Consider the following 26,891-nt stretch of genomic DNA (forward strand, 5'->3'; position numbering starts at 1 on the left):
GGCGGCCCTCACCGACCCGCCGGCCGGCCGCCCAGCACCGCCACCGCCTCGGCCCCCGCGCGGCAACCGGCCGACGCCGCACCGGCCGGGGACGCGCCGGAGAGGCGGGCGGCCAGGAAGGCACCCGTGAAGGCGTCGCCGGCGCCCGTCGAGTCGAGCGCCCGCGCCGGTGGTGCCGACGCGCGGGCGACGACGCGGCCGGACGCCGCCACCAGCGCGCCCGCCGCGCCGAGCGTCACGGCGACCAGCGGGAAGCCGTGGCTGAGCTTGGCCGCGGCGTCCGACGGGTCGGGCAGTCCCGTCAGCAGCGCGGCCTCGTCGGCGTTGGGCAGCAGCACGTCCGCGCCCTCCACCGCCGCCAGGAACCGGGCCACGCCGAACTCCGCGAGGAACCCCGCCGACGCCGGGTCCACGCTCACCGGCACGCCCCGCTCCCGCGCCGCCGCCAGGGCCAGGGACGCAGCCTCCCGGCTGGGTCCCGCGAAGAAGAGGTACCCGGACAGATGTACGTGTGACACACCCTCCAACAGGGTTGGCGACCAGTCGCCACGGTCCAGCCGCAGCGCCGCCCCGCCGTCCGTGAGGAACGTGCGCTCCGCGGTCGCGTCGACCAGCGCCACGACCGTCGCGGTCGGCGCCTCCCCGTCCCGTACGAGCAGGGGCCGCACCCCGGCCGCCCGCAGCCGCTCCTCGTGCCAGGAGGCCCGGTCCGCGCCCACCCGCGCCAGGATCCGCACGTCCGGCCAGCCCGAACGCGCCGCCCAGCACGCGACGTTCCCACCGGCGCCGCCGGGCAGGGTGCGGATCTCCGCCGCCGTGTCGGTTCCCCGCGCCGGCGGGGTACGGTGCCGGGCCACGACGTCGGTGACCACGTCACCGACCACGAGCAGTGCGCCGCTCATCGCAGGGGTTCTGCCGCAGCCGCGGTCGGTGCCGCGGCCGTCGCCGCCGCCTCCGCGATGCGCGCCGCGAGCCGCACATTGCCGCGTACGGCCGCGATGTTGGCCTCCAGGGACGCGCCGCCGGTGTGCCGCATGAGGTACTCCAGGAGGAACGGCGTCACCGCCTGCCCGGTGATCCCGCGCTCCCGGCACGCGTCCAGGGCCTCGGCCAGCACCCGGTCGTGCAGCTCCGGGTCCAGTTGCTCCGCCTCCGGCACCGGATGGGCGACGATCAGCGCGGTTCCGGTGCCGGTTCCGGTTCCGGTTCCGGGTTCGGCGAGGGCGTCCTGCGCCCGCATCACCGCCGCCACCTCCTGTGGCGACCGCACCGTCCAGTCGACCGGTTCCCCGGAGGACGTCAGATAGAAGCCGGGGAAGTACTCGGTTCCGTATCCGAGGATGCCCACGCCCAGCGTCTCCAGCCGCTGGAGCGTCGCCGGGACGTCCAGGATGGACTTGACCCCCGCGCACACCACCGTGATCCGCGTCCGCGCCAGCAGGCGCAGGTCCGCCGACTCGTCCTGCGTGTGCGTCCACTCCCGGTGTACGCCGCCGAGCCCGCCGGTCGCGAAGACCCGGATGCCCGCCCGCGCGGCCAGGAACGCCGTCGCCGACACGGTCGTCGCCCCGCTCGCCCCCGTCGCCAGGGCGGGCGCCAGGTCCCGGTGCCCCAGCTTGCGTACGCCGGGATCGCCGGCCAGCCGCTCCAGCCCGCTCTTGTCCAGCCCGATGCGGGCCACACCGTCCAGGACGGCGATGGTGGCCGGCACGGCACCACCCTCCCGTACGAGCGCCTCCAGCTCCCGCGCCACGGCGAGGTTGCGCGGGCGGGGCAGCCCGTGGGCGATGATCGTCGACTCGAGGGCCACGACGGGCCGGTGAGCCGCCAGCGTCTCCCGTACTTCTTCGGACAACACCACTGTGGTCTCTGGCATGTCCCCATCCCTGGCGCGACGGCGGGCCCCGCAAACCTGAGCCCCGCGGCGCTCAGGTCACCCGGAACGCTTCGGTGAGCGCAGCGCCAGCACGGCGAGCGGCAGCAGCAGGCACGCGCCGGCCGCGTTCAGCCAGCCGTAGCCGGCCTGGGCGACGATCAGGCCGGCCGCCGCCCCTCCGATGCCCGCCGACGTGTTCATCGTCAGGTCCGACAGGCCCTGGACGGCGGCGCGCGCCGCCTGCGGCACGGAGTCGGTCAGCAGGGCCGAGCCGGAGACCAGGCCCGCGGACCAGCCCAGACCCAGCACGAAGAGCCCGGCGGCCGTACGGCCGTGACTGGCCCCCGCCGTACCGGCCAGCAGGGCCGCGCAGGACAGCAGCCCGACCGCCAGCCCGATGACCGACAGCCTGCCGAGCTTGTCCGACAGCCACCCCATCACGGGCGAGAACGCGTACATGCCCGCGATGTGGCCGCTGATGACGAGCCCGATCAGCTGGATGCCGGCGCCGTGGTGGCTGAGCGCCACGGGGGTCATCGACATGATCGAGACCATCGCGGTGTGCGAGGCCGCCACCGTCACCAGCGCCAGCCGGGCGCGCGGCGACTCCCGCACCGCGCGGAGGCCCGCCTTCAGGGAGCGGCCCTCCGGTGCCGTGTCCTCCGCGGAGCCGGCCGCCAGCGCCCGTGCGGTCAGCAGCGGGTCCGGGCGCAGCAGCGCGGCCACCGCCAGCGCCGAGACCAGGAAGACTCCGGCCGCCCACAGGAACGGTCCCGCCGCCGCAGGGATGCCCATTCCGGCGACGCTCCGCCCCGCCGGCGCGGCGATGTTCGGGCCCAGCACCGCGCCGATCGTGGTGGCCCACACGACCGTGGAGATGGCCCGCCCGCGCCGCTCGGGCTCGGCCAGGTCCGCGGCCGCGAAACGGGCCTGGAGGTTCGCCGACGACCCGGCGCCGAACCCCGCCATGCCCACGAGCAGCAGCGGAAAGCTCCCGACGACCGCCGCGAGCACCACCACACCCGCGCCGACCGCCCCGAGCACGTACGCCACGACCAGCCCGGGCCGCCGCCCGCGGGCGGTCATCAGCGCCGCCAGCGGCATGGACAGCAGCGCCGTCCCGGCCACCATCGCCGTGGGGGCGAGCCCGGACAGCGCCTCCGTCCCGCTCACCTGCTGTGCCAGTACGGAGGCGAGCGCGATGCCGATCGCCACCCCCAGCCCGCCCAGGATCTGGCTGACGATGAGGACGGCCGCGGTCCGCCGCCGCAGGGAGGGCAGATCGGCCACCGCGACCGGCGCGGAAGCGGAGTGGGGCACCGGCACGGGAACGTCGGGTATACCGGAGGGCGTAGTCACCGCGGAAGTCTGTCACCCCTTACACACTTCGGCCAGATCCGTAGGGCGGTGGCGGTCGCCACACCCCGTCCGCCCGGTCGCCCGGGCCGCGCGTGCGGGGATGCCCTCATGCCGACCACCGTACGACCCGCCACTGACAGCGCCACCCGGCTCGTGGGCGCGGTGTGAATCTTTGTTTGGTACGTCTCCGGCCATAGCCTCACACCCCTACCAGCGGGTACACATGGCACGACCAGCACGACAGCACCACGACGACAGACCACGTACGAGGCTTGGCAGGCGGCGGGGCACAAGGGGCGAAGGGCTTACGGGTATGCCGAGTATGCAGGGCACGGTCGACGGATTCAGCTACGGACTGGTCACGCCCGTGGCCGCCTATCTGATGGCGTGCCTCGGCGGCGCGCTCGGACTGCGCTGCACCACCAGGTCGCTGCGCGACGGGGGACGGTTCCGGTTCGGCTGGCTGGCCCTCGGCGCCACGTCCATCGGCTCCGGCATCTGGACCATGCACTTCATCGCGATGATGGGCTTCAGCGTCCAGGAGTCGCCGATCGGCTACGACCGGCTCATCACCTTCGCCAGCCTCGCCGTCGCGATCGCCATGGTCGGCGTCGGCATCTTCCTCGTCGGCTACCGCGGCGCGACGGCGATGGCCCTCGTCACCGGCGGCACCATCACCGGACTCGGCATCGCCACCATGCACTACCTCGGCATGGCCGGGATGCGGCTGCAGGGCCGGATCGAGTACGACACCCTCACGGTCGCCCTCTCGGTGGTGATCGCGGTGGTGGCGGCCACGTCCGCGCTCTGGGCGGCCGTATCGGTCCGCGGCTTCATGGCCACCCTGGGCGCCAGCCTGGTCATGGGCGTCGCGGTCACCGGCATGCACTACACGGGCATGGCCGCCGTCAACGTCCATCTGCACGGCGACGGCCAGGTGCCGGGCACCGAGGACACCACCGCCCTCCTCACCCCGATCCTGATCGGTCCGGCGGCGTTCCTGCTGCTCGCCGGGGTCGTGGTGCTTTTCGACCCGCTGCTGGTGCTGGGCGAGACCGGCGGGCGGCGGCCCGTCTTCCGCCCGCCGCACCGGTACGGTGCCCCGGCCCGGCTCCACGGCCAGGAGGCCCGCCGGACCCGCCAGGCCCACGAGGACCGCCGGAGCCATGGGAGCCACGACGGCCATGGGAGCCACGCCTACGGGGAGTCGGCCAACTGGTCGGCGGCCCGTCCGCCCCGCCGCCGCGAGCGCTCCCGCCCCCGCTGATCCCCACGACGACCCCCGGCTGTCAGTGGTGAGTCGTACGGTGGTTGCATGCGGCCCGTTTCCAAGATCGAACGTTCGGTGGCGCCCTTCGAGGTCGTCAGCCCCTACCAGCCCAGCGGCGACCAGCCCACGGCCATCGCCGACCTGGCCCGCCGTATCCAGGCGGGCGAGAAGGACGTCGTCCTGCTCGGCGCGACCGGCACCGGCAAGTCGGCGACGACCGCCTGGATGATCGAAAAGCTCCAGCGCCCCACCCTGGTGATGGCGCCGAACAAGACGCTGGCCGCGCAGCTGGCCAACGAATTCCGCGAGCTGCTGCCGAACAACGCCGTGGAGTACTTCGTCTCGTACTACGACTACTACCAGCCCGAGGCGTACGTCCCCCAGTCGGACACGTACATCGAGAAGGACTCCTCCATCAACGAGGAGGTCGAGCGGCTGCGCCACTCCGCCACCAACTCGCTGCTCACCCGGCGCGACGTCGTCGTGGTCGCCTCCGTCTCCTGCATCTACGGCCTCGGCACGCCGCAGGAGTACGTGGACCGGATGGTCCAGCTGAAGGTCGGCGAGGAGACCGACCGCGACGAGCTGCTGCGCCGGTTCGTCGACATCCAGTACACGCGCAACGACCTCGCCTTCACCCGCGGCACCTTCCGTGTCCGCGGCGACACCATCGAGATCTTCCCGGTCTACGAGGAGCTCGCCGTCCGCATCGAGATGTTCGGCGACGAGATCGAGGCGCTCTCCACGCTGCACCCGCTCACCGGCGAGGTCATCAGCGACGACCGCGAGCTCTACGTCTTCCCGGCCAGCCACTATGTCGCGGGCCCGGAGCGCATGGAGAAGGCGGTCAACGGCATCGAGCGCGAGCTGGAGGAGCGCCTGGCCGAGCTGGAGAAGCAGGGCAAGCTGCTGGAGGCCCAGCGGCTGCGCATGCGCACCACGTACGACATCGAGATGATGCGCCAGATCGGCTCCTGCTCCGGCATCGAGAACTACTCGATGCACTTCGACGACCGCGAGCCCGGTTCCCCGCCGAACACCCTCCTCGACTACTTCCCCGAGGACTTCCTCCTCGTCATCGACGAGTCCCACGTCACGGTCCCGCAGATCGGCGCCATGTACGAGGGCGACGCCTCGCGCAAGCGGACGCTGGTCGACCACGGCTTCCGGCTGCCGTCCGCGCTCGACAACCGGCCGCTGAAGTGGGAGGAGTTCCAGGAACGGATCGGCCAGACCGTCTACCTGTCGGCGACGCCGGGACAGTACGAGCTGTCCCGCTCGGACGGCTTCGTCGAGCAGATCATCCGCCCCACCGGCCTCGTCGACCCCGAGGTCGTCGTCAAGCCCACCGAGGGCCAGATCGACGACCTGGTACACGAGATCCGGCTGCGCACCGAGCGCGACGAGCGCGTCCTGGTCACCACCCTCACCAAGAAGATGGCCGAGGACCTCACCGACTACTTCCTGGAACTGGGCATCCAGGTCCGCTACCTGCACAGCGACGTCGACACCCTGCGCCGCATCGAGCTCCTGCGCGAACTGCGCGCCGGTGACTACGACGTCCTGGTCGGCATCAACCTGCTCCGCGAGGGCCTCGACCTGCCCGAGGTCTCCCTGGTGGCCATCCTCGACGCCGACAAGCAGGGCTTCCTGCGCTCCGGCACCTCGCTGATCCAGACGATCGGCCGTGCCGCGCGCAACGTCTCCGGCCAGGTCCACATGTACGCGGACACGGTCACGCCCGCCATGGCCCAGGCCATCGACGAGACCAACCGGCGCCGCGAGAAGCAGGTCGCGTACAACAAGGCCCACGGCATCGACCCACAGCCGCTGCGCAAGAAGATCAACGACATCGTGGCCACCATCGCGCGCGAGGAGGTCGACACCGAGCAGCTGCTCGGTACCGGCTACCGCAAGTCCAAGGACGGCAAGGGCGCCAAGGCGCCGGTGCCCTCCCTCGGCGGCGCCACGGCGGCCACGGCCGGCAAGGGCGGCAAGGCGGGCAAGGCCGCCTCCAAGGGCGCGCTGGTCAGCGACCGCCCCGCGGCCGAACTGGCGGGCATCATCGAGGAGATGACCGACCGGATGCGGGCCGCGGCCGCGGAGCTGCAGTTCGAGGTGGCCGCGCGGCTGCGCGACGAGGTGAGCGAGCTGAAGAAGGAGCTCCGGCAGATGAAGGAGGCGGGCATCGCCTGACCGGGCGTCGCCTGACGCTCCCACAGCGACGGCCGGTCCGCCCTCGTGCCGGGCCGGCTGTGTTGCAACACCGCCACAAATGCCGGACGTGGCTGCTGCCGCCCCGGCCCTCCTGCGTAGGGTGCTGGGCAACCGCACTCGAAGACGGTCGCGGGGGAACGCAACGAGAGGGGACAGCGGTGACGGTCAACATGACCAAGGGGCAGGCCATCAGCCTGCAGAAGAGCGACGGAGGCACCCTGACCGCCGTGCGGATGGGGCTCGGCTGGCAGGCCGCGCCGCGCCGCGGCCTGTTCGGTTCGCGCACCCGGGAGATCGACCTGGACGCCTCCGCCGTGCTCTTCGCCGACAAGACGCCCATCGACGTGGTCTTCTTCCGCCACCTGGTCAGCGACGACGGCTCCGTACGCCACACCGGCGACAACCTGGTGGGCGGCGCCGGCCAGGGCGGCGACGACGAGGCGATCCTCGTCGACCTCGCGCGTGTCCCGGTCCACATCGACCAGATCGTCTTCACGGTGAACTCCTTCACCGGCCAGACGTTCCAGGAAGTGCAGAACGCCTTCTGCCGCATCGTCGACGAGACGAACGGCCAGGAGCTCGCCCGCTACACGCTCGACGGCGGCGGCCAGTACACCGCGCAGATCATGGCCAAGGTGCACCGGGCCGGCTCCGGCTGGCAGATGACGGCGCTGGGCAGCTCGGCCAACGGCCGTACGTTCCAGGACCTCATGCCGGCGATCCTGCCGCACCTGTAAGTCCACGACCTCGTCGCCGCACACACCGCGGCGACGGGCACCGCGTCCATCCGCAGCTCCCGGAGGCACCAGGCCGCCCCGGGAGCTGCCGCAGCGTTCGAGCTGTCGCAGCAGCGAGGGGGAACAGGCGCATGACGGCCGCACTGGTCCGGGGACAGAACCATCCTCTGCCCCACGCCCGACTCGAGATCCGGGTGTCGGCGGCCGAGCCGGTCATGGCCGGTGCCACACTCGGCGACGAGGACGGCCGTGTCCCCGGCGTCGAGTGGGTCGTCCACCCCGGAGCGCCCGCCCTGCCCGGCGTGGAGGTCTCCCGTCAGGCGGCCGCCGACCACCGGCTCGCCGTCGACCTCGACGCGCTGCCGCCCTCGGTCCACAGGGTCGCGGTGCTGCTCGCGCTGCCCCTCGGCCTCGGCGGCCCGGACCGGTTCGGCGCCGTCGCCGCGCCCTTCGTCTCGGTCACCACCCTCGACGGCACGGGCATCGCCGACTACACCCTCACCGGCCTCGACCGCGAGTCCGCCGTCGTCGCCCTGGAGCTCTACCGCCGCCAGGGCGCGTGGAAGGTCCGCGCCGTCGGCCAGGGGTACGCGGGCGGCCTCGCGGCGATGCTCGCCGACCAGGGGCTCGACGGGGCCGACGACCTGGCGGAAGCCATCCGGCAGGCCATCGCCCAGGGCATGAGCCGGGCGGTGGCCGCGCCGCCGCCGCGTACCGCCGAAGGCGACCGGGTCCGCCGGGACGCGCCCCCGACGGCGGGCCCCATCGACTACACGCACCCCCGGCGCCGGGCGGAGTCCCAGCCGGCCGCCCCGGCCCCGGCTGCCACGCAGCGGCAGCCCGCGCCGCCGGTCGCCGGTGACGCCTCGGGCTGGACCATGGAGGAGCGGCTCTACAACCAGGTCTGGGGCATGTTCGAGGACCTGGCCCGCACCACCGCCGCCTACCGCAGCGCGGTCGACTTCGCGGAGTCCCGCATGGACCAGGAGCTCGACCGCGTCCTGTCCGACCCGCGCAGCCGTATCGGATCCGGCGGAGACGCGGTACGGGCCGCCGCCCGCGCCAAGCACGACGAGCTGACCGCACGGGCCCGCGAGGCGCTCGACCGCGACCTCGCGCAGCTCGCCGCCGAGGCGGAGGTGGTCGAGCCCGCCCTGCCGCCCGCGTTCGCCGGCTGGGACAACCCCGTCTGGCACGCCTACCGCGTCCCCGCCGAGGCCCCGATGGCCCTCCGCCTCGGCGACCTCCACCTCCCGGAGAGCCCGGAGCTGCGCATCCCCATGCTCGTACGGCTGCCGCTGGCGCGGGGCCTGTGGGTGGACAGCGGCCGCTCGGGGGCCACCGAGGAGGCCGGCCTGGACGACGGCGCACTGCGCCGGCTCGCCATGGACACGGCGGTGTCGCTCGCGGCGCGGATCGTCGCGGTGCACCCGGCGGGGGAGTACACCGTTCACGTCGTCGACCCCGCGGGCTCGGCGGCGGCCTCCCTCGCCCCGCTCACCGAACCCGGCGTACTGGCCGGTCCGCCGGCGTCCGGCGCCGGGGGAGTGGCCGACCTCCTCGGCCGGCTCACCGACCGCGTGGACCTGGTGCAGATGGCCGTCCGCGGCGGGGCGGCCGACGCCCTCCCGCCCGACCTGGACACCGCCGAGCAGTTGCTGATCGTCAACGACTTCCCGCACGGCTTCGACGACCGGGCCGTCACGCGGCTGCGCTACCTCGCCGACGAGGGGCCGGCCGTCGGCGTGCACCTGCTGATGGTCGCGGACCGCGACGACGCCCGGGCGTACGGCCCGGTGCTCGACCCCCTGTGGCGCTCGCTGCTGCGGATCACGCCCGTCCCGGACGACCATCTCGCCGACCCGTGGGTGGGCCATGCGTGGACGTACGAGCCGCCGCTGGTCCCGGCGGGGAGCGGGATCCTGCGCCAGGTCCTGTCCCAGGTCGCCGGCGCTCGCCCCAACAGGCGCCACTGACCTGCACACTTGGGGCTCCCTTTACTTTCCTCTTTACCTTTCTTTGGTGTTTGCGGTACTGTTCTTTGCGCGGAGGGGAGTACTCCCACGTGCGGCGTTCCCGTCAGTACGGACGGTCGGATCACGACCGGTCCCGGGGCGCCGGCCCGTTGTGTCGTCCGGCGGTGAGAACCGGCGGAGCCTCGGGTGGAAGAGACCTCCGGCAGCGACGACGCTGATCAGTAGCCGTACGACGCCGGAGGCGCAGTGGACGTTTCAATGAACCTGTGGGTGGCGACCGTTCTCGGTCTGTCCATCCTGATCGCGGCCGACTTCTTCATCGGGCGCAAGCCGCATGACGTGTCGGTCAAGGAAGCCGGTATCTGGACGGCCGTCTGGATCGTCCTCGCCGCGCTGTTCGGTCTGGGCCTGCTGGTCTTCGGCGAGAGCCAGGCGTCCGGAGAGTTCTTCGCCGGCTTCATCACCGAGAAGTCGCTCAGCGTCGACAACCTCTTCGTCTTCGTCCTGATCATGGCGAAGTTCTCGGTGCCGTCCCACCTCCAGCAGCGCGTGCTGCTCATCGGTGTACTGATCGCCCTGGTGCTGCGCGCGATATTCATCGCCGCCGGCGCCGCGATCATCGCCAGCTTCTCGTGGGTCTTCTACATCTTCGGCGCGTTCCTGATCTACACCGCCTGGAAGCTCATCCAGGAGGCGCGGGCCGACGAGCCGGAGGAGGAGTTCGAGGAGAACCGCCTCCTGAAGTCCATCGAGAACCGCTTCGGCGTCGCCGACCGGTACCACGGCACCAAGCTCTTCATCCGCAACAACGGCAAGCGCATCCTGACCCCGCTGATGGTGGTCATGCTCGCCATCGGCACCACGGACGTGCTGTTCGCGCTGGACTCCATCCCCGCGATCTTCGGCCTGACCCAGGACCCGTACATCGTCTTCACGGCCAACGCGTTCGCCCTGATGGGTCTGCGGCAGCTGTACTTCCTCATCGGCGGCCTGCTGAAGAAGCTGGTCCACCTCAGCTACGGCCTGTCGGTGATCCTCGGCTTCATCGGCGTGAAGCTGGTGCTCCACGCCATGCACGAGTCGGGGGTGCACGTCCCGGAGATCTCGATCCCGGTCTCGCTGGCCGTCATCTGCGCCGTGCTGGTCATCACCACGATCACCAGCCTGATCGCCTCGAAGAAGCAGGCCGAGCGCGAGGAGCGCGAGGCGGCCGCCGAGGACAAGGACAGCGTCGAGGCCTGACGACTCCGCCACGGCGCGCGCACGTGCCGTGGCGGGCACAGGCTCAGTCGGCCGGTACGGGTTCGCATGGCGACCCGCACCGGCCGGCCTCGTCAGACCGCCGCCGAGCCCCCGGCCGGCTCAGCGACCGGTTCCGCCACCGGCTTGGGGCGTGTCTCCGGCAGCAGCGCGAAGCAGCCGAAGCTCAGCAGCGCGATGCCGGTCAAGTACGCCGCCACACCCCATGGCGGCCCGGCGGCGCCACCCGCCGCGGCCGTCGCCACGATCGGCGTGAGCGCACCGCCCACCACTCCCGCCAGGTTGTAGCCGACCGCCGCACCGGTGCACCGCACCCTCGGCTCGTACAGCTCCGGCAGGTACGCCGCCACCACGGCGAACGTCGTGATGAAGGCCAGCAGCGCCCCCGTGAACCCCACGAACATCAGCAACGGCTGCGCGGTGTGGAGCAGCCCCACCATCGGGAACATCCACAGCGCCGATGCCGCGCAGCCCGCCAGGCACATCGGCCGCCGCCCGAAGCGATCCCCCAGCATCGCGGCGAACGGCGTCGCCACGCCCTTGACGGCCACCGCCGCCATGATGCAGACCAGCATCACCGTACGGCTCACGCCGAGCCGCTCCGTGCCGTACGCCAGCGCCCAGGTGGAGACCGCGTAGAAGACGGCGTACCCGACCGCGAGAGCCCCGGCCGTCAGCAGCACCAGCCGCCAGTGCCCGCGCGCCACCTCCACCAGAGGGGCGTTCGCCCGCGCCCCCGTCGCGGCCAGCTCCTCGAACTGCGGCGTCTCCCGCAGCGACCTGCGCAGCAGCAGCCCGCCGGCCGCCAGCACCCCGGCCGCCCAGAACGGCACCCGCCAGCCCCACTCCCGGAACTGGGCGTCGCTCAGCCCGGCCGACAGCCCGAGGATCACCCCGTTCGCCAGCAGGAACCCCACCGCCGGTCCCACCTGCGGAAAGCTCGCCCACAGCCCCCGCTGCCGCTCCGGCGCGTGCTCCACCGTCAGCAGCACCGCCCCACCCCACTCCCCGCCGAGCCCGAGCCCCTGCAGGAACCGCAGCACGAGCAGCAGGACGGGAGCGGCCACGCCGAGCGTCGCGTACGACGGTACGCAGCCGACCGCGACCGTCGCCGCGCCCGTCAGCAGCAGGGAGCCGAGCATCACCGGCCGCCGCCCGTAACGGTCACCGATGTGTCCGAACAGCACAGAACCGAGCGGGCGGGAGAGGAAACCGATCGCGAACGTGCCGAACGCCGCCAGCGTCCCGGCCACCGGCGAGAAGGTGGGGAAGAACAGCGGCCCCAGGACGAGTGCGGCGGCGGTCCCGTAGACGAAGAAGTCGTAGAACTCGACCGCCGTCCCGGCGAGGGCGGCGACGGCGAGCCGTCTCATGGAGGGAGGCGTGGAGGGGTTCGTCGACGGGTTCGCTGACGGGTTCGCGGACGGAGTGGGTGTGGTGTGACTCTGGCGCATGCCGCGCCAACCACCCCGCGCAGACCAGGGTTACGGCCCGTCACGGGGCGCGCGGAAGCACACCGCGCGCACGGCCCCGCCAGGGGCGGACCGGAGCTGCTACCAGCCGCGCTCGCGCCACTCCGGCAGATGCGGGCGCTCGTCACCCAGCGTGGTGTCCTTGCCGTGTCCCGGGTAGATCCAGGTCTCGTCCGGCAGGACGTCGAAGAGCTTCGTCTCCACGTCCAGGATCAGGCTGGCGAAGGCGTCGGGGTCCTTGTGCGTGTTGCCGACGCCGCCGGGGAAGAGGCAGTCACCGGTGAATACGTGCGGATGGCCGTGCGGGTCGTCGTAGATCAGCACGATCGAGCCGGGCGTGTGCCCCACCATCCGCCGCGCGGTGAGCTCGACCCGTCCGACGCGGATCGTCTCCCCGTCCTCGACCGCCACGTCCGTGGGCACGTCGATGCCCTCGGCGTCGTACCGCCCGGCGTACGTCCGGGCCCCGGTGGCCGCCACGACGTCGGCGAGCGCCTGCCAGTGGTCGTGGTGGCGGTGGGTGGTGACGACGGCGGTGATGCCGTCGTCACCGATCAGCCGGAGCAGCGTCCGCGGCTCGTTCGCCGCGTCGACCAGCAGCTGTTCGCCGGTGGTCCGGCAGCGCAGCAGGTAGGAGTTGTTGTCCATCGGGCCGACGGCGACCTTCGAGATGATCAGGTCCGTGAGCTCGTGCACATCCGCGGGCCCGCCGACCTTGACCGCTCCGCTGTACGTCATGCCCCCAGGCTATAGCGGCGGCAGCGCCGGAAGGGTGCCACCCCGCACTTCCAGGGCCGCGCCGTCGCGGCGGCCGGCGAGCCAGCCCAGCAGGTCGGCCGCCGTGCCGGAGACGGTCACCTCGGTGCCCTCCTCGCCGCCGGTGCGCCACTCCCGGCCGCCGGCCAGCAGCCGGGTGGGCGGCACCGTCGCGTTGCCGGAGAACCGGTCGGCGAGGAACTCGATCTCCCGCTCCGTGAACTCCGCCGGAAGGTCCTCCAGCTCGTAGCCGATGCCCAGGTCGACATGGTGCAGCTCGACCTCGACGAGGCGGCGGAAGGGCACCCGGACGGCCCGGTCCGTCACGCCGTTGCGGAGCTCGACCGTCCGGTCCCAGTCGGCCGGGACCTCGCCCTGGGCCTGGAAGCGCGCGGCGCTCTCGCGGACGTCGTCGAGCTGGGCGGCGAGCGGGCGGGGGGCGTCGCGCTCGATGTCGGTGTCACGGGCCTCGCCGCTCTCGTACATCGGGCGGCCCTGGAGAACATTTACGAGGGCATCCGCGTTACGTGAGAGGTGGGCCAGTACGTGGCCCCGGGTCCAGCCCGGCAGGCGGGAGGGCGCGGCGACCGCCGCGTCGTCCAGTTTGGCGGCTGCGGTGAGCAGCCGGTCGGTCGCCTCGCGTACAGAGGCCAGGTCATGCACGTGATCGATCATGCCGCCGACCCTAGCGCCGCCACACGATCGGGTGAAGGTGGCCGAGCAAGACCGGAAATCGAATGCACGTGCTATACGCTCGGTGGGGGCATCCTTGAAAGTCAGGCACTCATCCGTTTGGCGGCCCCCCGTAGGCTTGAACAGTCTGGGACGGGGGCTGTGCCCCCGCTTCTCTCAAGAAAGGTGCGGACCGGCGTGGCCGACCGTCTCATCGTCCGTGGCGCGCGCGAGCACAATCTGAAGAACGTCTCGCTCGACCTCCCGCGCGACTCCCTCATCGTCTTCACCGGGCTCTCGGGGTCGGGCAAGTCCTCCCTCGCGTTCGACACGATCTTCGCCGAGGGGCAGCGCCGGTACGTCGAGTCGCTCTCCTCCTACGCCCGGCAGTTCCTCGGCCAGATGGACAAGCCGGACGTCGACTTCATCGAGGGCCTCTCCCCGGCCGTCTCGATCGACCAGAAGTCGACCTCGCGCAACCCGCGCTCCACGGTCGGCACCATCACCGAGGTCTACGACTACCTGCGCCTGCTCTTCGCGCGCATCGGCAAGCCGCACTGCCCGGAGTGCCGCCGCCCGATCTCGCGCCAGTCGCCGCAGGCGATCGTCGACAAGGTGCTGGAGCTGCCCGAGGGCAGCCGCTTCCAGGTGCTCTCGCCGCTGGTGCGCGAGCGCAAGGGCGAGTTCGTCGACCTCTTCGCCGACCTGCAGACCAAGGGCTACAGCCGGGCCCGGGTGGACGGGCAGACCGTCCACCTCGCCGAGCCGCCCACCCTGAAGAAGCAGGAGAAGCACACCATCGAGGTGGTCGTCGACCGCCTGACGGTGAAGGACAGCGCCAAGCGCCGGCTCACCGACTCCGTGGAGACCGCGCTCGGCCTGTCCGGCGGCATGGTCGTGCTCGACTTCGTCGACCTCCCCGAGGACGACCCCGAGCGCGAGCGGATGTACTCCGAGCACCTCTACTGCCCGTACGACGACCTCTCCTTCGAGGAGCTGGAGCCCCGCTCCTTCTCGTTCAACTCGCCCTTCGGCGCCTGCCCCGACTGCACCGGCATCGGCACGCGCATGGAGGTCGACCCCGAGCTCGTCGTCCCCGACGAGGAGCGCTCCCTCGACGAGGGCGCCATCCACCCCTGGTCGCACGGCCACACCAAGGAGTACTTCGGCCGCCTGATCGGCGGGCTCGCCGACGCGCTCGGCTTCCGTACCGACATCCCCTGGGCCGGGCTGCCCGCCCGAGCCAAGAAGGCCCTGCTGTACGGGCACAAGACCCAGGTCGAGGTCCGCTACCGCAACCGGTACGGCAGGGAGCGGGCGTACACCACCCCCGCCTTCGAAGGCGCCGTCTCCTTCGTCAAGCGGCGGCACAGCGAGGCCGAGAGCGACTCCAGCCGCGAGCGCTTCGAGGGGTACATGCGCGAGGTGCCCTGCCCCACGTGTGAGGGCACGCGCCTCAAGCCGATCGTCCTCGCGGTCACGGTGATGGAGAAGTCCATCGCCGAGGTCTCGGCGATGTCCATCAGCGAGTGCGCCGAATTCCTCGGCCGCCTCACGCTGAACGCCCGCGACAAGAAGATCGCCGAGCGCGTGCTCAAGGAGGTCAACGAACGGCTCCGCTTCCTCGTGGACGTGGGCCTGGACTACCTCTCGCTGAACCGCGCGGCCGGCACCCTCTCCGGCGGCGAGGCCCAGCGCATCCGGCTCGCCACCCAGATCGGCTCCGGCCTGGTGGGTGTGCTGTACGTGCTCGACGAGCCGTCCATCGGCCTCCACCAGCGCGACAACCACCGGCTCATCGAGACGCTCGTGCGCCTGCGCGACATGGGCAACACCCTCATCGTCGTCGAGCACGACGAGGACACCATCAAGGTCGCCGACTGGGTCGTCGACATCGGCCCGGGCGCCGGCGAGCACGGCGGCAAGGTCGTCCACTCCGGCCCGCTGAAGCAGCTGCTGGCCAACAAGGAGTCGATGACCGGGCAGTACCTGTCCGGGAAGCGGTCCATCCCGACCCCCGACGTCCGGCGGCCCGTGGACCCGTCCCGCCGGCTCACCGTGCACGGCGCCCGCGAGAACAACCTGCGGGACATCGACGTCTCCTTCCCGCTCGGCGTGCTCACGGCGGTCACCGGCGTCTCCGGCTCCGGCAAGTCGACCCTGGTCAACGACATCCTCTACACCCACCTCGCGCGCGAGCTGAACGGCGCCAAGTCGGTGCCGGGACGGCACACGCGCGTGGACGGCGACGACCTCGTCGACAAGGTCGTCCACGTCGACCAGTCGCCCATCGGCCGCACCCCGCGGTCGAACCCGGCGACGTACACCGGTGTCTTCGACCACGTCCGCAAGCTCTTCGCCGAGACGATGGAGGCGAAGGTCCGGGGGTACCTGCCCGGGCGCTTCTCCTTCAACGTCAAGGGCGGCCGCTGCGAGAACTGCTCCGGTGACGGCACCATCAAGATCGAGATGAACTTCCTGCCGGACGTGTACGTCCCGTGCGAGGTCTGCCACGGGGCGCGCTACAACCGGGAGACCCTGGAGGTGCACTACAAGGGCAAGTCCATCGCCGAGGTGCTGGACATGCCGATCGAGGAGGCCCTCGGCTTCTTCGAGGCCGTCCCCACGATCGCCCGCCACCTGCGCACCCTGACCGAGGTCGGTCTCGGGTACGTACGGCTGGGCCAGTCGGCGCCGACGCTCTCCGGCGGCGAGGCGCAGCGCGTCAAGCTCGCCTCCGAGCTGCAGAAGCGGTCGACCGGGCGCACGGTGTACGTCCTGGACGAGCCGACCACCGGTCTGCACTTCGAGGACATCTCGAAGCTGATCAAGGTCCTGTCGAACCTGGTCGACAAGGGCAACAGCGTGATCGTCATCGAGCACAACCTCGATGTCATCAAGACCGCCGACTGGGTCGTCGACATGGGCCCCGAAGGCGGCAGCGGCGGCGGCCTGGTCGTCGCCGAGGGCACGCCCGAGCAGGTCGCGGGCGTCCCGGCCAGCCACACCGGCAAGTTCCTGCGGGACATCCTCGACCCGGAGCGCATCAGCGACGCGGTCCCGTCGGTCCCGGCGGCACGCAAGCGCGCGTCGAAGAAGACGGTCGCGGCGGCGGACGGTGCGCCCCGCCGCAAGACGGCCACGGCCCGCACGACCCCGGCGAAGAAGACGGCGTCGGCCCGCAGCCGCACCACCTCCTGACGCCCGGCCGCAGGCCACGCCGCCCGGTGCCCCTCCCCCGCGGGAAGGGCACCGGGCGGCGCCGGTTTGCCTACTGCGGCAGCTCCGCCGCGTACGGCGGCTCCGCGCCCGGGCGGGAGCAGGTGACGGCCGCCGCACGGGACGCGAAGGCCAGCAGGTCCCGCCAGCCGTCGGCGTCCACAGCGGCCAAGGAGTCCAGGGCGCTCCCGGCATCCAGGGCGCTCCCGGCATCCAGGGCGCTCGCGGTATCCAGGGCGCCCTCGGCGTCCGGGGCCCGGCCCGCCAGGCCGTGCAGCAGCGCCGCGTTCACCGTGTCACCCGCGCCGATCGTGTCGGCGACCGCCACCGGCACCGCCGGCACCGAGACGTCCAGGTCACGGGTGTGGAGCGACAGCCCCGACGCGCCACGCGTCAGCACCACCGCCGACGGACCCTTCGCCAGCCACTCCTCCGGCGAACCGCCCAGCCACCGCGCGTCCTCCTCGGAGAGCTTCAGCACCGACACGTACGGCAGCCACCCCGCGAACCGCGCCCGGTAGGCGTCCGCGTCCGGGATCAGACCCGGCCGGACGTTCGGGTCCAGCAGCGTGAGCACCCCGCGCCCGGCCTCCCGCCGCAGCAGCGCCTCGTACGCGCTCGCGCCCGGCTCCAGCGCCAGCGAGCACGTCCCGAAGGAGACCGCCCGCACGCCCTCCGGAAGCCGCTCCGGCAGCGCGAAGAGCCGGTCGGCCGTGCCCTGCGCGTAGAACCCGTACCGCGCCGACCCGTCCGCCCCCACGGAGGCCACCGCCAGCGTCGTCGGCTCGGGACCGCGCTGTACGAGGCCGGTGGCGACGCCCGCGGCCCGCAGGCCCTCCAGCAGCGCCTCCCCGAAGGCGTCGGTGGAGACGCGGGAGCAGAAGGCGACGTCCGCGCCCAGCCGCCCCAGCGCCACCGCGGTGTTGTACGGGCCCCCGCCCCGCCGGGGCACGAGCGGCGCGAGCGGTCCGGCGCCCTCGGCACCGGGTTCCGGGACCAGGTCGATCAGGGACTCTCCGGCGACGACGATCACGAGCCCGAACGTAACCCATCGCCGGGGGCCGGGACAGCCCCCGCGGAAGGGCCGCACATCTACGCGGGTATCGTCGGATCCGTACCGAGTCGGACCGTGCCGGTCCGCCCGTACCGCGTCGGCGCGTACCGCTGGTCCCCGTACCGGGTGGTCCCGCCGCCGACGTCCCCCTTCCGCCGTGAGACCCGTGGAGCGCCCATGTCCGGCCAGCCCGCAGCCCGCCGCACCGTGCTGAAAGGTGCCGCCCTCGCCGGGGCCGCCGGGCTGGGCGCCGCCGCCTGCTCCACCGACTCCAAGCTCGGCCACGCCCAGAACCCCACCCCCACCGCCCCGGTCGACCTCGGCGCGGCGGAGGAGGTGCCCGTCGGGGGCGCCAAGCTCTACCGCGAGCAGCGCCTGGTCGTGAGCTGCCCGGCCAAGGGCCAGTACAAGGCGTTCAGCGCGCAGTGCACCCACGCGGGCTGCGTCTTCGACAAGGTCGAGGGCATCGAGGGGAACTGCCCCTGCCACGGCAGCCGCTTCGACGTCACCACGGGCAAGGCGATCAAGGGCCCGGCGACCGCCGCGCTGCCGGAGGTCCCGGTCAAGGTCACCGACGGCAAGCTGGTCGCGGGCCCCGACGCATAACGCGGCAGTCGCCCCACGGCCGTTACGCCGGCCGGACTGTCAGTGGGCGCCAGTAGGGTGTGAGGCATGGCAGACCCCTCCAGCTACCGCCCCAAGCCGGGACAGATCCCCGACTCGCCGGGGGTCTACAAATTCCGCGACGATCACCGCCGGGTGATCTACGTCGGGAAGGCGAAGTCCCTGCGCCAGCGGCTCGCCAACTACTTCCAGGACCTGGCGGGCCTGCACCCGCGCACCCGCACCATGGTCACCACGGCCGCCTCCGTGGAGTGGACGGTGGTGTCGACGGAGGTCGAGGCGCTTCAGCTGGAGTACTCGTGGATCAAGGAGTTCGACCCCCGGTTCAACGTCAAGTACCGGGACGACAAGAGCTACCCCTACCTCGCCGTCACCCTCAGCGAGGACTTCCCCCGCGTGCAGGTCATGCGCGGCCAGAAGAAGAAGGGCGTGCGCTACTTCGGCCCCTACAGCCACGCCTGGGCCATCCGCGACACCGTCGACCTCCTGCTGCGGGTCTTCCCGGTACGGACCTGCTCCGCCGGGGTGTTCAAGAACGCCGAGCGCACCGGCCGCCCCTGCCTCCTCGGCTACATCGGCAAGTGCTCGGCGCCCTGCGTGGGCCGGGTGGACCCCGAGGAACACCGGGACCTGGCCGAGGAGTTCTGCGACTTCATGGCCGGCCGCACCGGCACGTACATCCGCCGCCTGGAGAAGGACATGATGGCGGCGGCCGAGGACATGGAGTACGAGCGGGCCGCCCGCCTCCGCGACGACATAGAGGCCCTGAAACGGGCCATGGAGAAGAGCGCCGTCGTCCTCGCCGACGCCACCGACGCCGACCTGATCGCCGTGGCCGAGGACGAGCTGGAAGCCGCCGTCCAGATCTTCCACGTCCGCGGCGGCCGGGTCCGCGGCCAGCGCGGCTGGGTCACCGACAAGGTGGAGGCGGTCGACACGGCGGGCCTGGTCGAGCACGCGCTCCAGCAGCTGTACGGGGACGAGAGCGGCGACGCCGTGCCCAAGGAGGTCCTCGTCCCCGCGCTCCCGGAGGACGCCGAGGCCGTCACGCAGTGGCTCAGCGGCCGCCGCGGGGCGAACGTCTCCCTGCGCATCCCGCAGCGCGGCGACAAGAAGGCGCTGATGGAGACGGTCGGCCGCAACGCCCAGCAGGCCCTCGTCCTGCACAAGACCAAGCGCGCCAGCGACCTCACCACGCGCTCCCGCGCCCTGGAGGAGATCGCCGAGGCCCTGGGCCTGGAGACGGCGCCCCTGCGGATCGAGTGCTTCGACATCTCGCACCTCCAGGGCGAGGACGTCGTCGCGTCCATGGTCGTCTTCGAGGACGGCCTGCCCCGCAAGAGCGAGTACCGCCGCTTCCAGATCAGGGGCTTCGAGGGGCAGGACGACGTCCGCTCGATGCACGAGGTGATCAGCCGCCGCTTCAAGCGGTACCTCGCGGAGCGCGAGCGGACCGGCGAGTGGGCGGTGGAGGAGCCCGACGGCGCCGCCGGCCGCGACCGTGCCGCCGACCACGCCGACGGAACCGCCGCCGGCGCCGTCCCCGGCACGGTCCCCGCCCCCGGCGAGGCCCCGGCCCCCGGTACCGCCCCCGGCGAGGCCCCGGCCCCCGGCACCGCGCCCGCGCCCGGCGAGGGGCCGGTCGCCCTCGGTCTCGCCGACGAGACCGGCCGGCCCAAGAAGTTCGCCTACCCGCCCCAGCTGGTCGTCGTCGACGGCGGCCGCCCGCAGGTCGCGGCCGCCCGGCGCGCCCTCGACGAGCTCGGCATCGACGACGTCGCCGTCTGCGGCCTCGCCAAGCGCCTGGAGGAGGTGTGGCTGCCGGACGAGGAGGACCCGGTGGTCCTGCCCCGGAGCAGCGAGGGGCTGTATCTCCTCCAGCGCGTCCGGGACACGGCGCACGACTTCGCCATCCGCTACCAGCGCTCCAAGCGCTCCAAGCGGATCAGGACCAGCCCGCTGGACGACGTGCCCGGTCTCGGCGACACCCGCAAGCAGGCCCTGATCAAGCATTTCGGCTCGGTGAAGCGGCTGCGGCAGGCGACAATCGAGCAGATCTGCGAGGTACCGGGCCTCGGCCGGAAGACCGCCGAAGCCGTGGCCGTCGCCCTCGCCCAGGCCGCTCCGGCCGCTCCCGCCGTGAACACGGCGACAGGAGAGATCATTGAAGACGACGGCGGGGGAACCGCATTGGACGGGGGAAGCAGAGATGACTGAGCACGAGCCACTGGCAGCCGAACCGGCGACCGAACCCGCGACCGGACCGGCAGCCGAACCGGCGGCAGAGCGAGAAGACGGAGCAGCACACGTGAGTACGGGCACGACGATGGAGCCCGGTGAGGCCGCCGAGGCGGCCATCCCCGAGCTGGTGATCATCTCCGGTATGTCCGGCGCCGGGCGCAGCACCGCCGCCAAGTGCCTGGAGGACCTCGGCTGGTTCGTCGTGGACAACCTGCCGCCGGCGCTGATCCCCACCATGGTGGAGCTCGGCGCCCGCTCCCAGGGCAATGTCGCGCGGATCGCCGTCGTCGTCGACGTACGCGGCCGCCAGTTCTTCGAGAGCCTCCGCGAGTCCCTCGCCGACCTCGACGCCAAGCAGGTCACGCGCCGCATCGTCTTCCTGGAGTCGTCCGACGACGCCCTGGTCCGCCGCTTCGAGTCGGTGCGCCGCCCGCACCCGCTCCAGGGCGACGGCAGGATCGTCGACGGCATCGCCGCCGAGCGCGATCTGCTGCGCGAGCTGCGCGGCGACGCCGACCTGGTGATCGACACCTCCAGCCTCAACGTCCACGAGCTGCGCGCCAAGATGGACGCCCAGTTCGCCGGTGACGAGGAGCCGGAGCTGCGCGCCACGGTCATGTCCTTCGGCTACAAGTACGGCCTGCCCGTCGACGCCGACCTCGTGGTGGACTGCCGCTTCCTGCCCAACCCGCACTGGGTGCCGGAGCTGCGCCCGTACACGGGCCTCAACGAAGAGGTCTCCGGGTACGTCTTCAACCAGCCGGGCGCCAAGGAGTTCCTGGACCGGTACACCGAGCTGCTCCAGCTGATCTCCACCGGCTACCGCCGCGAGGGCAAGCGGTACGTCACCATCGCCGTCGGCTGCACCGGCGGGAAGCACCGTTCCGTCGCCATGTCCGAGAAGCTCGCCGCCCGTCTCGCCTCCGAGGGTGTCGAGACCGTCGTCGTCCACCGGGACATGGGGCGCGAGTGAAACCGTACCGCCGGCGTACGAGCACCCTGTCCGCTCGTACGCTCCGCAGACGCGGCGCGCAGCCCAAGGTCGTCGCCCTCGGCGGCGGCATGGGCCTGTCCGCGTCCCTCGCCGCGCTGCGCCGTATCACCGGCGACCTGACCGCCGTGGTCACGGTCGCCGACGACGGCGGCTCCAGCGGCCGGCTCCGCGAGGAGCTCGGCGTGCTGCCGCCCGGGGACCTGCGCAAGGCCCTGGCGGCGCTGTGCGGCGACGACGACTGGGGCCAGACCTGGGCCAGGGTCATCCAGCACCGCTTCCAGTCGCAGGGCGAGCTGCACGAGCACGCGGTCGGCAATCTGCTCATCGTCGCCCTGTGGGAGCAGCTCGGCGACCATGTCCAGGCCCTGGACCTGGTGGGCAGGCTGCTCGGCGCGCACGGCCGGGTGCTGCCCATGTCGGCCGTGCCGCTGGAGCTCCAGGCGCTGGTCAGGGGCCATGACCCCGAGCGCCCGGACGACGTGGACCTGGTGCGCGGGCAGGCGACGGTGGCCCTCACGCCCGGTGAGGTGCAGTCCGTACACCTCGTGCCGAACGACCCGCCGGCCGTGCCCGAGGCGGTCGCGGCCGTGCTCGACGCGGACTGGGTGGTCCTGGGCCCCGGCTCCTGGTTCTCGTCGGTGATACCGCACCTGCTGGTGCCCGAGCTGCTGGATGCCTTGATCGAGACCAAGGCCCGCCGGGTGCTGTCGCTCAACCTGGCGCCGCAGCCCGGCGAAACCGAGGGCTTCTCCCCGCAGCGTCATTTGGAGGTTTTGGGACGACACGCCCCTAAACTCGCCCTGGACGTGGTGCTGGCCGACGAGGCCGCCGTACCCGACCGCGAGTCCCTCGCAGATGCCGCCCAGCGGCTGGGTGCCGCGGTCGAGCTGGCCCCGGTGGCCAGGAAGGACGGCTTGCCGAAGCACGACCCGGAGCTGTTGGCCGCCGCGTACGACCGTATTTTTCGGATGCATGGAAGGATCGGCCCATGGCGATGACGGCAGCGGTGAAGGACGAAATCTCCCGGCTTCCCGTCACCCGGACCTGCTGCAGAAAGGCGGAGGTCTCGTCGATCCTGCGGTTCGCCGGCGGACTGCACCTGGTCAGCGGGCGGATCGTGATCGAGGCGGAGCTGGACACCGCGATGGCGGCCCGCCGTCTGAAGCGGGACATCGCGGAGATCTTCGGCCACAACTCCGAGTTGATCGTGATGGCGCCCGGCGGTCTGCGGCGCGGCTCGCGCTTCGTCGTGCGCGTGGTGGCCGGCGGCGACCAGCTGGCGCGGCAGACCGGGCTGGTGGACGGCCGCGGCCGGCCCATCCGGGGCCTGCCGCCGCAGGTCGTCTCCGGCGCCACCTGTGACGCCGAGGCCGCCTGGCGCGGCGCGTTCCTGGCGCACGGCTCGCTGACCGAGCCGGGCCGCTCGTCTTCCCTGGAGGTGACCTGCCCGGGCCCGGAGGCCGCGCTCGCGCTGGTCGGCGCCGCCCGCCGGCTCTCGATCCCCGCCAAGGCCCGCGAGGTGCGGGGCGTGGACCGCGTGGTCGTACGCGACGGGGACGCCATCGGCGCCCTGCTGACCCGGCTCGGGGCGCACGACTCGGTGCTGGCCTGGGAGGAGCGGCGGATGCGCCGCGAGGTCCGCGCCACCGCCAACCGCCTGGCCAACTTCGACGACGCCAACCTGCGCCGCTCGGCGCGCGCGGCCGTCGCCGCCGGCGCCCGAGTGCAGCGCGCCCTGGAGATCCTCGGCGAGGAGGTGCCCGAGCACCTCGCGGCGGCCGGGCGGCTGCGCATGGAGCACAAGCAGGCCTCGCTGGAGGAGCTGGGCGCCCTCGCCGACCCGCCGCTGACCAAGGACGCGGTCGCCGGCCGGATCCGCCGCCTCCTGGCGATGGCCGACAAGCGGGCGCAGGATCTGGGCATTCCGGGCACGGAGTCCAGCCTGACGGAGGAGATGGCCGACGGTCTCGTCGGCTGAACCCCTGCCAAGGACACGTCATCGCCGGCGGCATCCCTTCCCGGGGTGCCGCCGGCGGCGTTTTCCGCCCCCGCGCCGGGTTCGGTCACGGCGTCCGAGGCGGTATTGACATGATCATGATCTCCCACAAGCCTGGCGCCTGTTCACTTTCGTGGCAGACAACAGCAAGGGGGGCTTATGAGACGCAGAGCGAGAGCGATCCTCGCCGCGGCTTCACTGCTGATAGCCGGGCTGGCGGCGGGACCCGTCGCCGGAGCGGAACAGAAGGACGGCACGGACGGCGACCGCCTGTCCGTCTGGCACGCGAAGGTCGGCAAGGACCAGGTGCAGCTCCTCCTCGAAGCCGGTGCCGACGGCCATGAGCTGAGCGAGCGCATCCCCGAAAAGGGCGCCGCCACCATCGAGTTGTACCTCACCGGGCCCCAGGCGAAGAGCCTGCGCGACAAGGGCGTCGACCTCACCGAGCACACCGTCCCCGACGCCGCCGAGAAGCGCCTCGCGGCCGCCGGGGACGGCGTGTTCCGCCCGTACGGCGGCGAGAACGGGCTCAAGGCGGAGATCCTCGCGACCGCCCGCGCCCACCCCGCCCTCACCAAGGTCGTCTCCCTCGGCAAGACCGTCAAAGGCCAGGACATCCTCGCCCTCAAGCTCACCAAGGCCGCCCAGAAGTCCAAGGACGGCTCCAAGCCCGCCACCCTCTACCTCTCCAACCAGCACGCCCGCGAGTGGATCACCCCCGAGATGAACCGGCGGCTGCTCCACCACTACCTCGCCGGATACGGCAAGGACCCCCGCATCACGCGGATCGTCGACACCACCGAGCTGTGGTTCGTCCTCTCCGCCAACCCCGACGGCTACGACTTCACGCACGCCGACCCCGCCAACCGCCAGTGGCGCAAGAACCTGCGCGACAACAACGGCGACGGCCGCATCACCCCCGGCGACGGCGTCGACCTGAACCGCAACTTCTCCTACAAGTGGGGATACGACGACGAGGGCTCGTCCCCCGACCCCGCCGACGAGACCTACCGCGGCCCCGGCCCCATGTCCGAGCCCGAGACGAAGGCGCTCGACGCCTTCCAGAGGCGGATCGGCTTCCAGTACGGCATCAACTACCACTCCGCCGCCCAGCTGATCCTCTACGGCGTCGGCTGGCAGGTCGCCACCGACACCCCCGACGACGTCCCCCTCAAGGCGCTGGCCGGCACCCCCGCCCAGCCCGCGATCCCCGGCTACCGCCCGCAGGTCTCCTCCGAGCTCTACACCACCAACGGCGAGGCCGACGGCCACGCGGCCAACGTCAACGGCATGCAGATGTTCACCCCGGAGATGTCGACCTGCGCCACCGCCTCCCGCGTCGACCCGAACGACGCCTGGGAACCGTCCGACTGCGCCTCCGTCTTCACCTTCCCCGACGACGAGAAGCTGATCCAGCAGGAGTTCGCCAAGAACATCCCGTTCGCGCTCGCCGTCGCCGAATCCGCCGCCCGCCCCGACAACCCCGTCTCCCCGACCGGCGCCGACGCGCCCCCCTTCGTCCCCGACACCTTCACCACCTCGTACGCGTACGACGGCGCCGACCAGGAGGTCTCCGTCACCGCCCGCACATCGCTGCGCGACAAGGAGCTCAAGTACCGCGTCAACGGCGGCCGCACACACGACCAGCGCCTCGAAGCCTGGGAGGGCGGCGAGACGTACGGCGGCGAGGACAACCTGTACTACGACGAGTACCGCGCCGAGGTCCAGGACGGCGAACCGGGCGACACGGTCGAGGTCTGGTTCACCGGCCGCACCCGCGACGGCGAGCGCGTCTCCTCGACCCCCTTCACGTACACCATCGCCGCCCGCCCGCGCGGTGACGTGCTGGTCCTCGCCGACGAGGGCGGCACCGGAGCGCCCGCGCAGCACGCGGCCGCGTACACCCGGGCCGTACGGGACGGCGGCCGCCGCGCCGCCGTCTGGGACGTCGCCGTGCAGGGCACCCCGCACCCGCTCGGTGTGCTGGGCCACTTCGGGACGGTCGTCTGGTACACCGGCGCGAACGCGCCCTCCGGACCCACCATGCTCGCCGTGCGCGACTACCTCAACGAGGGCGGCAAGCTCGTCAACGCCGGCGAGCAGGCGGGCGGCCTGGTCGACATCGGCCGCGCCGACTCCGACGACTTCGCGCAGTACTACCTCGGCGCGTACCACCGCGCCGGACTGAAGGACCCGACGCGCTTCGCCGGCACCGGCCCCTTCGCCGGTACGAAGGCGGCGCTCGGCCCGGTCGCGGGCAACCCCCTCGACCACGCCGGCGCCTACACCGTCACCTCCGACACCCTTCCGCCGGACCGCTTCCCGCAGTTCCGCAGCGCCGCCGCCGGCGACTACCCCGGCCTGCGCACCCCCTTCGAACCGTCCGAGGGCACCTCCTTCGCGGCCGTCCGGCACGCCGACGACACCTGGGCGCGGCTCACCCGCACCATCGACCTCACCGGTGTCGACGCCGCGTCGAAGCCCACCCTCCGCTTCGCCCTCAGCCACGACACCGAGCCCGGCTACGACAACGTCATCGTCGAGGCCCACACCGCGGGGGCGGACGACTGGACCACCCTGCCCGACGCCAACGGCAACACCTCCACCACCGTCCCGACCGACTGCGGCGAGGGCTTCTACGTCGCCGGCCACCCCTTCCTCGCGCGCTACCTCACCGTCGGAGCCGACGGCTGCACCGCCACCGGCACCACCGGCGCCTGGCACGCCTTCACCGGCTCCTCCAACGGCTGGCGCCAGGCCGCCGTCGACCTGAGCGCGTACGCGGGCAAGAAGGTCGAGCTCTCCCTCTCCTACGTCACCGACCCGGGCACCGGCGGGATGGGCGTCTTCGTCGACGACACCGAGCTCCTCGTCGGCTCCGCCCGGCAGGACGGCGAGGGCTTCGAGACCTCGCTGGGCGCCTGGACCGTCGCCGGCCCGCCGGCCGGCAGCCCGGGCAACGGCGCCGACTGGGCGCGCTCGCCCGCGCTGTTCCACTCCCGGGCGGCCGTCACCACCCGCGACACCGTGCTCCTCGGCTTCGGCCTGGAACACGTGGCCACCCCGGCCGAGCGCCGGGACCTGCTCGGAAAGGCGCTCACCGCACTCCGCCGCTGACCCTGCGTAGCCACCGGGAGCCCCCGGAAAGGCCCCGGATCCCGTACCCGT

General features: G+C 72.4%; 19 protein-coding genes. 12 read left to right on the forward strand and 7 right to left on the reverse strand.

Annotated elements, in window-relative coordinates; all coding sequences use genetic code 11:
* Window positions 1-8 precede the first annotated feature (8 nt).
* Genes ACZ42X_RS22585 through ACZ42X_RS22595 form a run of 3 tightly spaced genes read right to left on the reverse strand, consistent with a single transcriptional unit; the run spans window position 9 to window position 3,202 of the window.
* Entirely contained in the window at window positions 9-902 is an 894-nt protein-coding gene (locus tag ACZ42X_RS22585; RefSeq protein ID WP_468292906.1) for a carbohydrate kinase family protein, read from the reverse strand.
* Window positions 899-1,876 carry a pseudouridine-5'-phosphate glycosidase gene (locus tag ACZ42X_RS22590; RefSeq protein ID WP_468292908.1) on the reverse strand — a complete coding sequence of 326 codons (978 nt, stop codon included), beginning with the start codon at window positions 1,874-1,876 and terminating at the stop codon, window positions 899-901. Before ACZ42X_RS22590 ends, ACZ42X_RS22585 begins: the two co-directional genes overlap by 4 nt.
* A gap of 57 nt (window positions 1,877-1,933) precedes the next feature.
* On the reverse strand, window positions 1,934-3,202 hold the full coding sequence (locus ACZ42X_RS22595) for an MFS transporter (RefSeq protein ID WP_468293417.1): 1,269 nt from the start codon (window positions 3,200-3,202) through the stop codon (window positions 1,934-1,936).
* Between the two features lie 355 nt (window positions 3,203-3,557).
* Between ACZ42X_RS22595 and ACZ42X_RS22600 the strand changes: the two genes are divergently transcribed.
* The 5 genes from ACZ42X_RS22600 to ACZ42X_RS22620 all read left to right on the forward strand — a co-directional run bounded on the left by ACZ42X_RS22600 (window position 3,558) and on the right by ACZ42X_RS22620 (window position 10,677).
* Window positions 3,558-4,502: an MHYT domain-containing protein gene (locus tag ACZ42X_RS22600; RefSeq protein ID WP_468293420.1), complete on the forward strand. Its 945-nt coding sequence runs from the start codon at window positions 3,558-3,560 to the stop codon at window positions 4,500-4,502.
* A gap of 48 nt (window positions 4,503-4,550) precedes the next feature.
* Window positions 4,551-6,701 carry an excinuclease ABC subunit UvrB gene (gene uvrB, locus ACZ42X_RS22605; protein WP_468292911.1) on the forward strand — a complete coding sequence of 717 codons (2,151 nt, stop codon included), beginning with the start codon at window positions 4,551-4,553 and terminating at the stop codon, window positions 6,699-6,701.
* 179 nt (window positions 6,702-6,880) lie between these two features.
* On the forward strand, window positions 6,881-7,459 hold the full coding sequence (locus ACZ42X_RS22610) for a TerD family protein (protein ID WP_468292914.1): 579 nt from the start codon (window positions 6,881-6,883) through the stop codon (window positions 7,457-7,459).
* Window positions 7,460-7,590: 131 nt separating this feature from the next.
* Complete coding sequence (locus tag ACZ42X_RS22615; protein WP_468292918.1) at window positions 7,591-9,435, forward strand: TerD family protein; 1,845 nt, start codon at window positions 7,591-7,593, stop codon at window positions 9,433-9,435.
* A 246-nt stretch (window positions 9,436-9,681) separates the two neighbouring features.
* On the forward strand, window positions 9,682-10,677 hold the full coding sequence (locus ACZ42X_RS22620) for a TerC/Alx family metal homeostasis membrane protein (protein ID WP_468292921.1): 996 nt from the start codon (window positions 9,682-9,684) through the stop codon (window positions 10,675-10,677).
* Window positions 10,678-10,769: 92 nt separating this feature from the next.
* Here the strand turns inward: ACZ42X_RS22620 and ACZ42X_RS22625 are convergent, their stop codons facing one another.
* The 3 genes from ACZ42X_RS22625 to ACZ42X_RS22635 form a co-directional block, all read right to left on the reverse strand.
* Window positions 10,770-12,068 carry an MFS transporter gene (locus ACZ42X_RS22625; protein ID WP_468292924.1) on the reverse strand — a complete coding sequence of 433 codons (1,299 nt, stop codon included), beginning with the start codon at window positions 12,066-12,068 and terminating at the stop codon, window positions 10,770-10,772.
* 180 nt (window positions 12,069-12,248) lie between these two features.
* Window positions 12,249-12,905, reverse strand: a complete 657-nt coding sequence (locus tag ACZ42X_RS22630) for an MBL fold metallo-hydrolase (protein WP_468292927.1) — start codon at window positions 12,903-12,905, stop codon at window positions 12,249-12,251.
* A gap of 9 nt (window positions 12,906-12,914) precedes the next feature.
* On the reverse strand, window positions 12,915-13,598 hold the full coding sequence (locus tag ACZ42X_RS22635) for a maleylpyruvate isomerase family mycothiol-dependent enzyme (protein ID WP_468292930.1): 684 nt from the start codon (window positions 13,596-13,598) through the stop codon (window positions 12,915-12,917).
* A gap of 195 nt (window positions 13,599-13,793) precedes the next feature.
* On the opposite strand from ACZ42X_RS22635, the gene uvrA reads away from it, so the two are divergent.
* Complete coding sequence (gene uvrA / locus ACZ42X_RS22640) at window positions 13,794-16,796, forward strand: excinuclease ABC subunit UvrA (RefSeq protein ID WP_468292933.1); 3,003 nt, start codon at window positions 13,794-13,796, stop codon at window positions 16,794-16,796.
* Between the two features lie 70 nt (window positions 16,797-16,866).
* On the opposite strand, the gene ACZ42X_RS22645 is transcribed toward uvrA, so the two are convergent.
* The gene (locus ACZ42X_RS22645; RefSeq protein ID WP_468292936.1) at window positions 16,867-17,847 is read right to left on the reverse strand and encodes a carbohydrate kinase family protein; all 981 of its coding nucleotides are present in this window, start codon (window positions 17,845-17,847) and stop codon (window positions 16,867-16,869) included.
* A gap of 198 nt (window positions 17,848-18,045) precedes the next feature.
* Between ACZ42X_RS22645 and ACZ42X_RS22650 the strand changes: the two genes are divergently transcribed.
* The 6 genes from ACZ42X_RS22650 to ACZ42X_RS22675 all read left to right on the forward strand — a co-directional run bounded on the left by ACZ42X_RS22650 (window position 18,046) and on the right by ACZ42X_RS22675 (window position 26,840).
* Window positions 18,046-18,474 carry a Rieske (2Fe-2S) protein gene (locus tag ACZ42X_RS22650; protein ID WP_468292939.1) on the forward strand — a complete coding sequence of 143 codons (429 nt, stop codon included), beginning with the start codon at window positions 18,046-18,048 and terminating at the stop codon, window positions 18,472-18,474.
* A gap of 66 nt (window positions 18,475-18,540) precedes the next feature.
* Entirely contained in the window at window positions 18,541-20,709 is a 2,169-nt protein-coding gene (gene uvrC / locus ACZ42X_RS22655; RefSeq protein ID WP_468292942.1) for an excinuclease ABC subunit UvrC, read from the forward strand.
* Window positions 20,702-21,706 carry an RNase adapter RapZ gene (gene rapZ / locus ACZ42X_RS22660; protein ID WP_468292944.1) on the forward strand — a complete coding sequence of 335 codons (1,005 nt, stop codon included), beginning with the start codon at window positions 20,702-20,704 and terminating at the stop codon, window positions 21,704-21,706. The genes uvrC and rapZ overlap by 8 nt, the downstream gene beginning before the upstream one ends.
* Entirely contained in the window at window positions 21,703-22,725 is a 1,023-nt protein-coding gene (locus ACZ42X_RS22665; protein WP_468292947.1) for a gluconeogenesis factor YvcK family protein, read from the forward strand. The genes rapZ and ACZ42X_RS22665 overlap by 4 nt, the downstream gene beginning before the upstream one ends.
* Complete coding sequence (whiA, locus tag ACZ42X_RS22670; protein WP_355360120.1) at window positions 22,716-23,705, forward strand: DNA-binding protein WhiA; 990 nt, start codon at window positions 22,716-22,718, stop codon at window positions 23,703-23,705. The genes ACZ42X_RS22665 and whiA overlap by 10 nt, the downstream gene beginning before the upstream one ends.
* 177 nt (window positions 23,706-23,882) lie before the next feature.
* Complete coding sequence (locus ACZ42X_RS22675) at window positions 23,883-26,840, forward strand: M14 family metallopeptidase (protein WP_468292950.1); 2,958 nt, start codon at window positions 23,883-23,885, stop codon at window positions 26,838-26,840.
* Window positions 26,841-26,891: the final 51 nt, after the last annotated feature.

Source organism: Streptomyces sp. NPDC030862 (assembly GCF_055571835.1).